The sequence below is a fragment of the Rossellomorea aquimaris genome, assembly GCF_020172085.1.
Classification (GTDB): Bacteria; Bacillota; Bacilli; order Bacillales; family Bacillaceae_B; genus Rossellomorea; species Rossellomorea aquimaris_E.
Genome location: NZ_JAIVAT010000008.1, coordinates 294,859 through 307,687 on the forward strand (window position 1 = coordinate 294,859; position 12,829 = coordinate 307,687).

The window sequence follows — 12,829 nt, forward strand, 5'->3', positions numbered from 1 at the left end:
TAGAAGCCCATTTCCATCTATTATTGGAAATGGGCTTGATTTTGGAGTTGATTACTGCCCGGGAAATAAATTTCCCCTTACTATAGCAAAAAGCGACTGAATCCAAGCTCAGTCGCTTTTTATTATTTACTGCTCTTCGATTCTGCAATTTTCCCTAAGAAAAAACCGTCTACCTCACCGATTTTCCCTCGCCACATAATTTTCCCTTTGGAAGGGGTAGGCTTGCTGTCGCCACAATATACCTTTGTATTCTTCAAATGAATGAAGTTGGCTTCAGCGCTTTGATTCTCTTCTACTGACTCTCCTGCCTTGGCAAGCTCCTCACTCAGCTTCTGAGCCACGTCACTGCCGTCCTCAAAGGTTTCGCTTAACGAGTCGAAGTATTCCTTCGCAGAAACGAGAGTACCCGTTATGACGGCTCCAGCGACGTTTAACGTGATGTCTAATGAAAAGTCATGTTTATTTGAAGCTTGCACAAAAAATTCTAAGATGCTGTCCTTTTCTGGTCCTGAACTCATGATCACATCTCCCTTTCGTTAAGCTACTGTGTCATCCTCCGTAGAGAGTGTTGTGTCTTCTTCTTGATCTTCGCTTGAATCATCATCTTTTTTGGCCGTTTTTTTACTTTTAGCACTGCTCTTACGTGTGGATCGTTTCTTTCCTTTTGTTGACTTGCTGTTTGATTTCTTTTTGCTTGATGCTTCTTCCTCATCGTCGTTATCTTCATCATCATCATCATCATCGTCTTCTTCCTCGTCGTCATCCTCTTCATCTGTCGCCGTTTCTTTGGATTTCTTTGACGATTTCTTTCTAGAAGAAGTTTCTTTTTCCTCTTCTTCGTCTTCGTCTTCCTCTTCATCATCTTCATCCTCACGGGCTGCAGCAATTTGATTCATTTTTTCTTCTAATTGCTGCAGGCGATTCTGAAGTTCTTCATTTTCTTGTTTAAGAGCTTCATAGTCTTGGTTGGAGTCTTGTTCTGATTGGTTCGTTTCTGTCGTATTTACAGCTGTTTCTGTATCATCAGATGCTTCCTCGTCCCTATCACGCTTGAATAGGCTCGCTGTAGATGATTTTAGTGTGACAGCGGCTTTTCTCGATTTTTCTTTTGCTGCTTTTCCGAAGTCTAAGCTCTTGCTTTTAATTTTCTCCTGATCGATACGATCCAGAAGTTTTTTCCCGTTTTCAGGTGTTGCTAAATAGCCCACTGTTGCTCCGAGGAGACTTCCTGCCACTGTCCTCTTGATCGGGCCGCTTCTTCTTGGTTTGTTCTCATTCGTAGGATTCTTTTCTTGTCCTTGATTCTCAACTGTTGTTTGCGTATTATTTTTTTCTGCCATTTGTAAAACCTCCAATTAGTTTGTATCCGCCGGGTTAAGGCGGTTTGTATCCAGTTTCTTTTCAAGTGATTCCAATCGTTCCTGTAGTTTCTTGTTTTCTTCTTCAAGGGCTTTCGTGTTGTTATCTGCCGCTTTTGAACTTAAATAGGGATCATTTTCCCACCAGTCCATTCCTATTTCCTTTGCTTTATCTACAGAGGCAACAATTAAGCGGATTTTGATTGTCAGCAGCTCGACATCGGCGATACCCACCGTAATATCTCCTGCCACGACTACACCTTTATCCAGAATCTTTTCTAATACATCCACAATTGTATTGGATTGTACCGGATGCTCCATTCCCATCATGTAACCTCCCTAACCGCTATTACATCAAGCTTCCTAAAGGGCCAAGATCTATATTCAAGTCATCAGCATCAAGACCGAATACCTCTTTTAACTCTTCCATTTTTTCTTCTAAGTTCATAAGGGCGATCCCCAGGTTCTCTACTTGTTCATCCGTTAATGTACCGCCTTCTACACGTCGCATAGCATGCCGCTCGACAATTTGCCTTAACAGTTCCACGACGGTCAAAACTAGCTGTGCCAAGCCTTGCTCTGCTTTATCCGGATCGAAATTAATTCGCCCATTTGTCCCGCTGGCCTGTTGCATGGATCAATCCCTCCCTTTCTTGATCAAATTGGTCGGACGTGACCGTTTTACGCGTTCCCTGCTTATGCTGAACTAAAGTTTCAACTGAAGAAATCAATACCCGCAAATCCAGATATACGAGGTCGACCCCTGCAATGGATATGATCAAATCTCCCTTTATCGCCACACCTTTATCGAGAATGACATCTAAAATATCAATAAGGGCTATATCTTTGTTCTCGATCGATTCTCTTACAGTCATATTTCTCATTCCTTATTAGTTGGTTAAGAAAAACTAGAAAAATGATAGGGTGGCCAAGGTCCTGAAGCTTCGATTTTCCAGCCGGCTTGTCCCAGTTCTTCTTCGTATTGCTTGATTTCCTCTACAAATTCACCCACATTGGAAACCGGAAGGAGGAATACACTGTTCCATGCCATATGTTCCTGTCGTCCCGTAACGTCTTTGCTCCAATTTTTTTTAATGTTTCCATAGATCGAGTGCTCTTTCAGTTTTTCATGAACCTCTTCACAGAGGCGGTTTTTCTCGTTTTCCAGTTCCCTGTCGATCAGCTGATCGATCTTTTTCTTTTCAAAAAACTGCCTGCCCTTTGGTAAGTCACTGATTTCCTGTCTTTTGGCTTCAATGGACGGATTGCTTTCGCTTACCTGCTTTTTCAACAGCTTATCGTCACAGTAGATTTTGACATTCCATTCTTCATTCCCATCCAGTTGTTTAAACGTCGTATCAAGCTTGTTTCGGTTACCTTTAATCGTGCTTTTCAGACTCTCCTCATTTTTGTACAAAGTACAAAACTTAAGGGGGATGATGGTATAGAGTTTCGACACCATCAATACGGTTTCGTGGTGATGAAAGGCCTTTTCCTGAAGCCAGTCCATGTCATTATCGACTTTTTCCTTAATTGACTCCTCCGAGTAGTCATCGGATGGAAGGTCACAGACAATGGCGGTTACATCTTCAATTTGTATCGTATACAGTTCTCCTTCTCCATCAAACCCCTTCATGGGGGGCAGGGTTTCTTTATTTGCTTCTTCTGTTGGAATTAAGCCATATAGATAAAGTAAATCGCTCATCTGATCACCCTTATTTCTTTTTCGTTAATTCTTCCCATTGCTCCATTTCCATTTGTTTCGCCATTTCATATCTTGCTAAGAGCTCATCTTCTTTTTCCTGGAATGCTTCTTCAGGGATTTCCCCTAATTCATACATCATTTGAAGCTGAATCAATTTTTGTTGAATGGTAGGAAGGTCGAATAATTCTTTATCCGCTTCTTCTTTGATCTTTTCTCCGACTTTAATGACCAGATTAATTGGTGCGCTCACCAATTTATGAATCATCAGCCTTCCTCCACCTTTAATCGGATGTTGACGAAATTGTAAGCTGGCCACGGGCCGCTGTAATGAAATTCAACCTTATCCTTCCATTGTTCATGTGCTTCATTGACCTTCTGATCGAATTGTTCCTCTTGTTCACGATCAATAAGAAAGGAGGCGTTAAGCAGCATCTTCTCACTGGAAGGGTCATTCGCCTTTGCTGATACAGCTGTTTCTTCAAGTGGAGTAAAGACATCCTGCTTCACCTCATGTTGGAGGCCCGCAAATAGCTTCTGTGCCATCCCTCCAAGCTGTATGCGGTCATAATAGCCGGCAGATTCCGATTTCCCTTTAACCGATGATGCCATTTTCTCTACCTGCGGGTTGTCTTTGACCATCGCTTCCAGCCATTCTTTTTTACCGATCACCTTCAGGCCTAACTCAATTTTCCCCTTGATGGCCGGAAATAGAGTTTCGAATTGGGGGTAAAGGTTTTCAAGTAAGGCTGCTACATCGTCCTTTGATTTAAAAACATTTCCAAAGCTGATTGGTATGACCGTATCCTTTTGATCCATCACCCGCGAGACCGCCCCTTGGTGCATAAGAAGATTCTGCTTCTTTGGATGATAGATTTTCATCGGTACTTCCGCTGCTACCATTGCGGCATCCTTGTACCTGATCGTGAACGTCTCCCGTTCTTCGCCTTCTATTTCAATAGAACCAAATTGATCATCTTTGTCTGTCTGAATGGCACAAAATATATAGATTCCCGTTTCTTCCTGACTCATCATAAAACTCTCCTTTATTCCTCAGATACCTTCATTTGTTTACATGCATCTATGATTAATTTTTCCGCTTTTTGTTGAGGGTCTTTGCCGTCGATACATCGACTGACACTTTGTGCTGCTATATCGATACATAGACGTTGAAAATCAGGATTCTTACCGTCTATGGGAATGTCAGATTCAATGGCAAGCCTTGCGATCATCAAGGAAGCCCGCAAGCTTGGTCCGTTCGTATCTTTCGAACATTGATCACGCAGAGTAGAAATGAGTGTGGTGATGGCTCTTGCTTCGCTCATGACCAGGTTTGCTTTTTCTGATACGATCATTGCTTCTTGCTCAGGTTCCTTATAATCTACGTTAATCGTAATCAACCGATCTAGAAGAGCATCCTGTGTTTGATAAACCCCTGCATATTCTGCAGGGTTACTAGTGAAAATGATGGAAAATTCCGGATGCACCCTAATGAAAGGTTCAGTGAGCTTTGATCCGTATAATGGAATAACTCCTTCTTCTAAAATAGAAAGGAAGATATTATTCGTTGTAGGCTGTGATCGTGTAAATTCATCGTATACAAGTGTATAGCCGTTCTTGACCGCTTCCAGTAAACGTCCGTCCCTCCATGTCTCTGTTACGCTTTCATCCTTTTTATATACAGATCGGACATATTGATCGACGACCTTTTTGCTTGTATAGCCGGTGAAATCACCGATTAAGTCTTTATTATTCAGTTCGTGGTTTCCGTGCATGAGCATAACCGGTCTTTTCCTCTTCTTTGCAAGTGCGAGTGCCAGAGAGGTTTTCCCGGCTCCGGAAGGACCTGTAAAATGTACAGGATATCCAGCTTTCAGGTATTGCAATGAACGCGAAAGCAATTCTTTCGTTTCATCGTCTTGAATGAGTGCCCTGCTATCCTTTTTGACCCGTTTTGTTAAGACCGTCACGTACCATTCCCTCCTACTCACTCACCACTACATTTCCTGTCCAATGGCACTTCTGTAGCGGATATCCCGTCTCTTAAATGATGTGACTTCCTTGTCTTTATTGAGGATGACATCATACGTGCCGAGCATCTCATCCTTTGCATATTTCTTCATATATTCTTTTTCTTCAATGACCTCTACTTGAAGCTTCCAGCCTTCGTCTTCCGTTAATTCCACTGACGTAATCTTATGGACTGGAGCCACATGTTCATTGAAGAAATCCGTTACACTATTCATGATTTCCTTGATAACCATAGTCGCCTCCTACTGTTTTGAAAGGGGACCGTTTAGTTCCCCTTCAAAACACTTTCTCATTCCTGATGCAGTCGCTCCCCGTGTCTATCTAAATGCTAAACTGGGAGCTTCTTTCATTTTGTTGAGTAGCAAGTCCATTTTCTTCGACATCATCACGAAGAAGCCCCACTGCCTCTGCATAACGCAACCATGTATCCACGCTGGCAATGACAACCCTAGCCTCTACCGTTAGAATTTCAATCCCTACAACTGATACTCTTGCAAAGGCATCGATGACAATACCTTTATCAAGAATCCGGTCAATGACTTCTGCCAAACTTGAGCTGTTGTTACTTTTTTGAATAGCCATCTTTCATTCTCCTTTCGGTGCTTAAGAGCTGATTGTCTTAATGTCTTTAGAAGATTTTATATTTTCTGAACTTTTAATTTCTGTAGAGCTTTTGATATTAAAGGAGCTTTTAATATCGCTTGCTCCTTTAAGACTGCCTACACTTTTTATCTTGGTTCGATCTTGATCGGAGGAGGAGATTTTCTTTTGAAATTCTTCACCGGCTTCTTTTGCATGACTCAGTTTCTCCCGTACCGAAAGTAATACGTCCTGTACTTTTTCCTTTGCTTCCTCTGCTTTGTTATGAACATTAGCTGCATTGTTTTCTTTCGCGTCCTTAAGCTTCTCGGATGCTTCATTTGCTTTTGATTGCATGCCTTCTTCAACGTTTTCGACAAATTTTTCTTTTGCTTTTTCTTTGATTGTGTCCTTAAGGGATTCAGGAGCATGATCCAGGGCTTTTTTTGCCATCTTGCCAACTGCTTTTTTTACCGGCTTACCCATTCAATTCCCCCTTCGGAAGGCTCGATGTTATTTCTTAGATTCCACAAGGCTGTTAAGCATTTCCTCGATGCGTTCTAATCGTTCATTTAAATGTTTGTTTTCTTCTTTGATTTCTTCCAGTTCCTCTGATTGATTGTTTGAATTTCCGCTATGTTCAGCTTTGGATTCGTTCGTTTCCGATGACTCTTCCTTTTTCTTCTTAGGAGAAAGTAATCCTCCTTCGAGCTTACTCATATATCCTGTAGCCGATTGTCGCAGTGTAATAATCGCTTGTTCAGTCAGGAATTCCTGTGCCGATCTCCGCAGTTCTTTACTGGCTGCTTTCATTACGTCTGATTTGCCCAGGCTGTCCACTACCTTCTTTCCTGTTCCGGGGTTGGATAACAATCCTATTCCTGCTCCAACCACTCCGCCGATAATCGCATAATTCATGGATGGTCTGCTTTCGCTTGCCTGCTTTTCTTCTGCCGCGTTCGTTTCTTCTACTTGTTGACTGCTCTTCACTTCTGACATATTCATCCTCTTTTCTACTAAATTAGTAAAACTATATTTGATTTACTTGTTTAAATGCTGAATGCTGTTCCTCTTTCATTTTCCTGCTTTGAGAGACCCTCTTCCTGGACCTCATCCCTCAAAAGCCCAACGGCTTCTGCATATCGTAACCACGTATCCACACTTGCAATGACGACTCTAGCTTCCACTGTCAGAATCTCGATTCCTACCAAGGAAACCCGGGCAAATGCATCAATGACGATTCCTTTATCCAGGATTCTATCAATTACTTCCGCGAGACTTGAGCTGTCATTACTTTTTTGAATACTCATCGAATCTCTCCTCTATAATGGTTTTGCCAATGACACGCTTCTATTCTGTTTAATCGGTGTTTACCTCGATTGTGGCCATGCATAAACTAGGTCATGGGAATCATTTGAAATAAACTGCCATTTTTTATACATGTTTTAATCAATGGAAGACGCTCTGTAACATTTGTTTCTTAGAGACATATAAACTTGTGGACTTGGGGTAGAAAAAATAATTCAAATAAGACAAATTGATTACAGTTTCTCACTTTAATAGATGGTTGTATAAAGAAGGGAAGTGTGCTTTGAAAAAGATGGGGCATTGAGGACTTTTTCTCTTAAACGAAAAAGAACCCGAAGCTTAAAACGCTTCAGATTCTTATTTCATTTATTCATTTGGGCAAGGAAATCGCCTAACAAATCGTCCAGCGATTCTTCTTTTGGTTCTTCCTTAACCGTTTCCTGGGGTTTCATGGCACTGTCCCAGTCAAAGTTGTCCAATTCTTCATCAGTAGAATAAGAACGCTCATCTATTTCTTCATCTGGTGTATCATCCACCACTTGATCAAGGGACCATTCCCTACTAGTATCATGACTTGCTGCAGATTCTTCCTGAAGATAGAGGGCTTCATCAATATCCAACGAGTTACTGCTTAAGGAAGCAAGCAGGGAGGCTGTACGAACCGGATTTGAAAGCAGTTGATACACAATACTCCCTAAGAGCGCTTCAGAATGTTCATGTTTTAACCAATCACGTTGGGACTTATCCAACCCCTTGGGAAGGGGAATCGTAATCGCTTCCCGCCTCTTTGCAATCGTGTCATTCACACCATTCAGTACAAGCTCTGCAATCTTACTGGAAAAATTTCGTTTTTCCGTTTCCTTAAGCTTTTGTAGATGCTTTAAAACATGATCAGGTGTATCAGAAGGGAGACGAAACGTTATCGGCTGTCCCCTCGACATCCCTTTTTCTTTCATACCATCACCCTATTTGGTTTTCGCTAATTTTTGTTCTTCTTTTTGGGTTTGTTGTTTTTGCGTTTTTCTTAAGAAGTCCGCAATCAGCTTATAGTAGGCATTGGCCATCATCCAAATGCTTTCCTTCTCATCTTCAAAGAAGTCGATATTGTACCCGTCAAGATTGTTATTAAGCGTTTTGATATACTCCTTCAGGACGCTTGATCCACCGCCGATGAAGTAGCAGATTTCCGTCTGGGAGTTCTTTTGCCACATATTACGCAGGTGGCGGTATTGCTTCTTAGCAAGTTCAAGCATGATACGGTCGACGATATCGTGGACGCTTGTACGACTTCCTTTGACCATAATGTGATTTCGATCATTTTTCTTTGTGATGATTTCAACCACATCGCGTCGGCTGTCAAGCTCTATACCGTGTCTCGAGCGGATTTCCTCCCGGATTAATTCAAGTGATTCAGACACACCCAAATTAAATCCTTGGGCTTTATCGTCGTCTACCTTGCGATCCTTAATGACCGCGATATCTGTTGATAATCCTCCAATATCCTGAATCAAGATTCGCTTATCTACCAAATCTTTATTGATGATATTAGAATTATTATCCATTACAAGGTTGATAAAAGCAGCAAATCCTTCAGGATACACCTTCACTTCATCAAATTTAATATTTACTTTGATTCCTTGATAACGAGGAGTGACAAGGAACTCGACCTGGTGTACCGAACCTAATAATCTTGAGCGGTAACCAACATCTTTCCCTTCCTTTACTTCACGGAGGGGAAGACCTGTTCCGAGCGTATAGTTTGCTTCTATTACATTATTATTCTTTTTAAAATTAGAATCGTTCCGTGCTGCATCAAGAGCGATGGAAGCAAACAGCATGATCAGTGTTTGATCTTCTTCTGATTTACTGCTACCCGGATCAAGTTCAGTCGAGTTATTGCTCTTTGTTGCAAGATTACCTACACGATAAATTGCATTGTTGTCTTTCAGAGCAGGGGAGTGGACACGGATATGTATGCCGTCTAGTGGGTCTTGTGTATCCAGTTCCTCAATCCCGATGATCGGACGATCTTCAATATCCCGTGCGATGACGTTCGGAATATTCACCTCAGCGTCCATTTTCCCAAAAATACCTTTTAAAGAATCATTACCAACATCAATGGCTGCAATTCGAGAATTCGTCATTAAAATCATCCTTTCATTCATGAGTGAGAATTTGTCAAAAAATTTCAACTCTTACTTCCAGATTAAACAATTTCTTGTCTCTGGTCAATCCTACTTTTCTATCGATTATGGATCCCCACAGAGAGAGCACATGTATACATTTTTGTATCTTTGTATACATTATTTGTACACATCCCTTTAATTCAACATGTGTACTTGTTTGTGTACATGTATACTTTATTGTATACAATTGTGTACATATTTGTTTACAAGTATACAAAATTGTAAACTATCATATTTTTACATATTTCCATTACGAATGATGCTCTCACTACTACTCTTTAAAACTAGGAATCTACCTTTTTTTAGCAAAAAATCATGACGAAATAAGAAAAACAAAAAAGGTGAAGGACAAGAAAAATGGAACAAGACATTATTTTTTCAAATAAATTTGGAGAAGAAAGAGTGGTAAATGAAAGTGTCCGGTTATGCGTAGGATCTCCTAAAGGTGAATAAATGAAAAAGACTTCAGCATTTAGCATGCCGAAGCCATTCAAAAATTCACTATTGTGCTGTATAGCCGCCGTCAATGACAACTGCCTGACCGGTCACACTTTTCGCTTGGTCACTGGACAGGAACATGGCATAATCCGCAATCTCACTGACATCCAACAGACGCTTTTGAGGGACTAAAGGATAAATAACCTCTTCCAAGACTTTTTCTAATGGAACGTTGCGTGTAGTGGCGATGTCCTTCAGTTGTCCTCTTACAAGAGGTGTATCAACATAACCAGGACAAATGGAGTTCACTGTAACCCCATAAGGAGCCGATTCGAGAGCAGCCACTTTCGTTAATCCAATCACACCGTGTTTCGCACTGTTGTAAGCAGCTTTTCCGGCAAAACCTACTAAGCCGTTGATGGAAGAAACATTAATGATACGGCCAAATTTCTGTTCTTTCATAATTGGCAGAACGTGCTTGATAGCGATAAAAGGGGCCGTAAGCATGATCTTAATCATGAGCTCAAATTTGGCTGTAGGGAATTCTTCAATTGGAGACACATGCTGTAATCCAGCATTGTTCACCAGTACATCGATTCGTCCATATTGTTGGTATGCCTTATCGATCATGTTCTTAATATCCTCTTCACTTGTGACGTCGGCTTTAAGTCCGATCGCTTCATATCCAAGTTCTTTAAGATTTTCTGCTGCTTTCTTAACGCCTTCTTCATTTAAATCAGTCAGTACTACTTTACTTCCGTTTTCAGCATAGGATTTCCCTAATTCAAAGCCAATGCCGCTTGCTGAACCTGTAATGACAACCACTTTATTTTCTACCAATGTAAAACACTCCTTTAATAGTTAGATAAGTCCTATACTAGCCATGATGATCCCGGCAATGACTGCAATGGTCGGGATTACAAGGCCCACAATAAACACATCTTTATAACAATCTTTATGCGTTACATTTGTCACTGCCAACAACGTCAGTAATGCCCCGTTGTGAGGCAGGATCGATGCCCCGGAGGCAATGGAAGCCATGCGGTGAAAAGCTTCCGGACTGATTCCCGTCGATTGTGACAGTTGATAATAGGTATCACCGAGTGCCTGCATGGCAATTCCCATTCCCCCTGATGCAGAACCGGTAATCATGGCAAGAATCTGTACAATCAATGACTCAGAGATCAAGGGATTTGATGAGATCCCCAATAAAAGATCCGTGATTCGGTCGAAGTCAGGGACACTTGTCACGACTGCACCGAACCCTACTGCAGCACTGGTATTAATAATAGCCATCACAGAGCCTTTTGCCCCTTCATTGATGGACGGGATAAATTTCTTGTACCGTTTAACATTCATTAGGAGTATCAAGATAATTCCTGCCAATAATGAAGAGATGGCGTCCAGCTTAATACCGTTCAATAACACAACGACGAGAAGTAATGGCAATAGGGAAATGATCCAATTTGGCAACACTTGTTGATCTTTCTCCGCCTCAGATCCTGGACGATTGATTTCTTTGAATGTATCTCCTCTTGCGGCCATCTTTTTCTGCCTTCCTACAAGCCAAAGATATCCCCCTACAGCCATGATGAGCGATGCTACGATTCCCATCCATGAACCTGCCATCGGTGACGTATGGAACGTCTTCATTGGGATTAAGTTCTGTATTTGTGGTGTTCCGGGAACGGCTGTCATGGTGAACGTGAATGCACCAAGGACGATGGTCGGCGCAATGAGCTTTCTTGAAATATCGGCTTTTCTAAATAAAGCGAGAGCGATGGGATAGATCGCAAACACAACGACAAAAAGACTCACGCCTCCGTAAGTCAGAACAGCCGAAGCGACCAAAACACCCAGAATTGCACGCTTCTCCCCTATCATTTTAGTAATTTGATAGGCGACGGATTTGGCTGCCCCCGTATCCTCCATCAATTTCCCAAAGACGGCTCCTAATAAGAAGATGGGGAACCACTGCTTGGCGAAATGAACAAATCCCGACATATAGGTGTCGGTGTACGCATCCATTAGATCCATACCGCTCATGAACGCGACAATACCTGCGACGATCGGTGCAATCCAAATGATGGACCAGCCAAGATAAGCAAAGACCATCAAGAGCACCAGACCAATTAAAATACTAAACAACTTCTTTCCACCCTTCTAACGAAAACAAAAAGAGAGAGTGCGCTACATGATTCCGCTTCACTCTTTCAACGTTAACTAGTAAATTTTTTGACGTAAGAAAGTTTACTCTTCTCCTATAAATAAGTAAAATGAATTAAAACTATGGATGTTATGCAAAAAAGTTATAGATTAAAAAGGAGAGATACCATTGGATATACGACAGCTCACCTACTTCAATGAAGTGGCGAAATATAAAAGCTTTACGAAGGCTTCAAATGTGCTGCATCTATCACAGCCTACTCTCAGTAAAATGGTCCGGAGCCTTGAAGATGAACTGGAGATGGAGCTCATCGACCGATCCGCCCGTCAAATCGAATTGACAGAAGCAGGCGAAATCGTTTATGAGCAGGGACAGGTGATCCTTGAATCTCTTGATCATTTGTCCACTCACCTTTATGACTTGATGAACCTGAAGAAAGGGAAAATTAAAATCGGAATTCCTCCGCTGATCGGGTTTTTATTTTTCCCGAGCATCATCAAACAATTTAAGACGTTGTTTCCTGACGTCCAAATTCAGCTGAACGAATATGGGGCGAATAAGGTGGAAGAAGAAGTGAGGGATGGGATGCTCGACCTGGGAGTTGTAGTCTTACCAATGGATGAAGAGCAGTTTGATGTCGTACCGTTCGTTTCCGAGAAGCACATGTTATTTGTCCACCACTCTCACCCGTTAGCCGGGAAAGAAAAGGTGGAAATGAGGGAATTACATGATGAGGATTTCATCCTTTTCAGTGAAGATTTTGCCCTTCACGACAAAATCATTGAAGAGTGCCGAAAAGCGGGCTTCTATCCGAAGATCGCCTACGAAAGCTCACAATGGGACTTCATAGGGGAAATGATCGGCCAGAATCTCGGCATTTCGATCTTTCCTCAATCCATCTCTAAAAAAGTGGACCAGCGTGTGGTTAAATCCATTCCCATTGTGAATCCGACCGTTCCGTGGAACTTGGGAATCATCACAAAAAAAGGACGATATGAATCCTTTGCAGTCCGTGAATTCAAGAAGATGCTGGACAATCGATAAACTATAACCAAATTGC

Annotated in this window: 19 protein-coding genes; 1 reads left to right on the forward strand and 18 read right to left on the reverse strand. The window is 41.7% G+C overall.

All coding sequences use genetic code 11. The features are described 5' to 3' along the window. Positions 1-122 precede the first annotated feature (122 nt). From gvpU to LCL96_RS19215, 18 genes are all read right to left on the reverse strand, one after another. A complete protein-coding gene (gene gvpU, locus LCL96_RS19130) occupies positions 123-518 on the reverse strand; it encodes a gas vesicle accessory protein GvpU (protein WP_224944239.1) in 396 nt (131 codons plus the stop codon). Positions 519-536: 18 nt separating this feature from the next. Then, positions 537-1,340 (reverse strand): YtxH domain-containing protein, encoded by an 804-nt coding sequence (gene gvpT, locus LCL96_RS19135; protein WP_224944240.1) that lies wholly within the window; start codon positions 1,338-1,340, stop codon positions 537-539. Positions 1,341-1,355: 15 nt separating this feature from the next. After that, on the reverse strand, positions 1,356-1,685 hold the full coding sequence (gvpJ, locus tag LCL96_RS19140; RefSeq protein ID WP_224944528.1) for a gas vesicle protein: 330 nt from the start codon (positions 1,683-1,685) through the stop codon (positions 1,356-1,358). A 22-nt stretch (positions 1,686-1,707) separates the two neighbouring features. Then, a complete protein-coding gene (locus LCL96_RS19145; protein ID WP_224944241.1) occupies positions 1,708-1,992 on the reverse strand; it encodes a gas vesicle protein K in 285 nt (94 codons plus the stop codon). Continuing rightward, positions 1,958-2,233, reverse strand: a complete 276-nt coding sequence (locus LCL96_RS19150; RefSeq protein ID WP_034764922.1) for a gas vesicle protein — start codon at positions 2,231-2,233, stop codon at positions 1,958-1,960. Before LCL96_RS19150 ends, LCL96_RS19145 begins: the two co-directional genes overlap by 35 nt. Before the next feature lie 23 nt (positions 2,234-2,256). Then, positions 2,257-3,063, reverse strand: coding sequence for a GvpL/GvpF family gas vesicle protein (locus LCL96_RS19155; protein WP_224944252.1), 807 nt, complete (start codon positions 3,061-3,063; stop codon positions 2,257-2,259). Between the two features lie 10 nt (positions 3,064-3,073). Further along, on the reverse strand, positions 3,074-3,328 hold the full coding sequence (locus tag LCL96_RS19160; RefSeq protein WP_224944255.1) for a gas vesicle protein GvpG: 255 nt from the start codon (positions 3,326-3,328) through the stop codon (positions 3,074-3,076). Then, entirely contained in the window at positions 3,328-4,095 is a 768-nt protein-coding gene (locus LCL96_RS19165; RefSeq protein ID WP_397550614.1) for a GvpL/GvpF family gas vesicle protein, read from the reverse strand. The genes LCL96_RS19160 and LCL96_RS19165 overlap by 1 nt, the downstream gene beginning before the upstream one ends. Before the next feature lie 11 nt (positions 4,096-4,106). Beyond that, positions 4,107-5,030: a gas vesicle protein GvpN gene (gvpN, locus tag LCL96_RS19170; RefSeq protein WP_224944258.1), complete on the reverse strand. Its 924-nt coding sequence runs from the start codon at positions 5,028-5,030 to the stop codon at positions 4,107-4,109. Between the two features lie 27 nt (positions 5,031-5,057). Next, positions 5,058-5,324: a gas vesicle protein GvpO gene (gvpO, locus tag LCL96_RS19175; protein WP_224944260.1), complete on the reverse strand. Its 267-nt coding sequence runs from the start codon at positions 5,322-5,324 to the stop codon at positions 5,058-5,060. Between the two features lie 88 nt (positions 5,325-5,412). Continuing rightward, on the reverse strand, positions 5,413-5,673 hold the full coding sequence (gvpJ, locus tag LCL96_RS19180; RefSeq protein WP_034764908.1) for a gas vesicle protein GvpJ: 261 nt from the start codon (positions 5,671-5,673) through the stop codon (positions 5,413-5,415). Between the two features lie 21 nt (positions 5,674-5,694). Next, positions 5,695-6,156, reverse strand: a complete 462-nt coding sequence (gene gvpQ / locus LCL96_RS19185; RefSeq protein WP_224944262.1) for a gas vesicle protein GvpQ — start codon at positions 6,154-6,156, stop codon at positions 5,695-5,697. A 27-nt stretch (positions 6,157-6,183) separates the two neighbouring features. Then, complete coding sequence (gene gvpT, locus LCL96_RS19190) at positions 6,184-6,669, reverse strand: GvpT/GvpP family gas vesicle accessory protein (protein WP_224944264.1); 486 nt, start codon at positions 6,667-6,669, stop codon at positions 6,184-6,186. Between the two features lie 50 nt (positions 6,670-6,719). Beyond that, entirely contained in the window at positions 6,720-6,980 is a 261-nt protein-coding gene (gene gvpA, locus LCL96_RS19195) for a gas vesicle structural protein GvpA (RefSeq protein ID WP_224944266.1), read from the reverse strand. A gap of 360 nt (positions 6,981-7,340) precedes the next feature. Then, positions 7,341-7,934: a ribosomal L1 domain-containing protein gene (locus LCL96_RS19200; protein WP_224944268.1), complete on the reverse strand. Its 594-nt coding sequence runs from the start codon at positions 7,932-7,934 to the stop codon at positions 7,341-7,343. 9 nt (positions 7,935-7,943) lie between these two features. After that, a complete protein-coding gene (locus LCL96_RS19205; RefSeq protein WP_224944270.1) occupies positions 7,944-9,122 on the reverse strand; it encodes a ParM/StbA family protein in 1,179 nt (392 codons plus the stop codon). 543 nt (positions 9,123-9,665) lie between these two features. Then, positions 9,666-10,442, reverse strand: coding sequence for a 3-hydroxybutyrate dehydrogenase (locus tag LCL96_RS19210; protein WP_224944273.1), 777 nt, complete (start codon positions 10,440-10,442; stop codon positions 9,666-9,668). 21 nt (positions 10,443-10,463) lie between these two features. Then, positions 10,464-11,750 (reverse strand): GntP family permease, encoded by a 1,287-nt coding sequence (locus LCL96_RS19215; protein ID WP_224944276.1) that lies wholly within the window; start codon positions 11,748-11,750, stop codon positions 10,464-10,466. A 187-nt stretch (positions 11,751-11,937) separates the two neighbouring features. Between LCL96_RS19215 and LCL96_RS19220 the strand changes: the two genes are divergently transcribed. Continuing rightward, positions 11,938-12,813, forward strand: coding sequence for a LysR family transcriptional regulator (locus LCL96_RS19220; protein WP_224944278.1), 876 nt, complete (start codon positions 11,938-11,940; stop codon positions 12,811-12,813). Positions 12,814-12,829 lie beyond the last annotated feature (16 nt).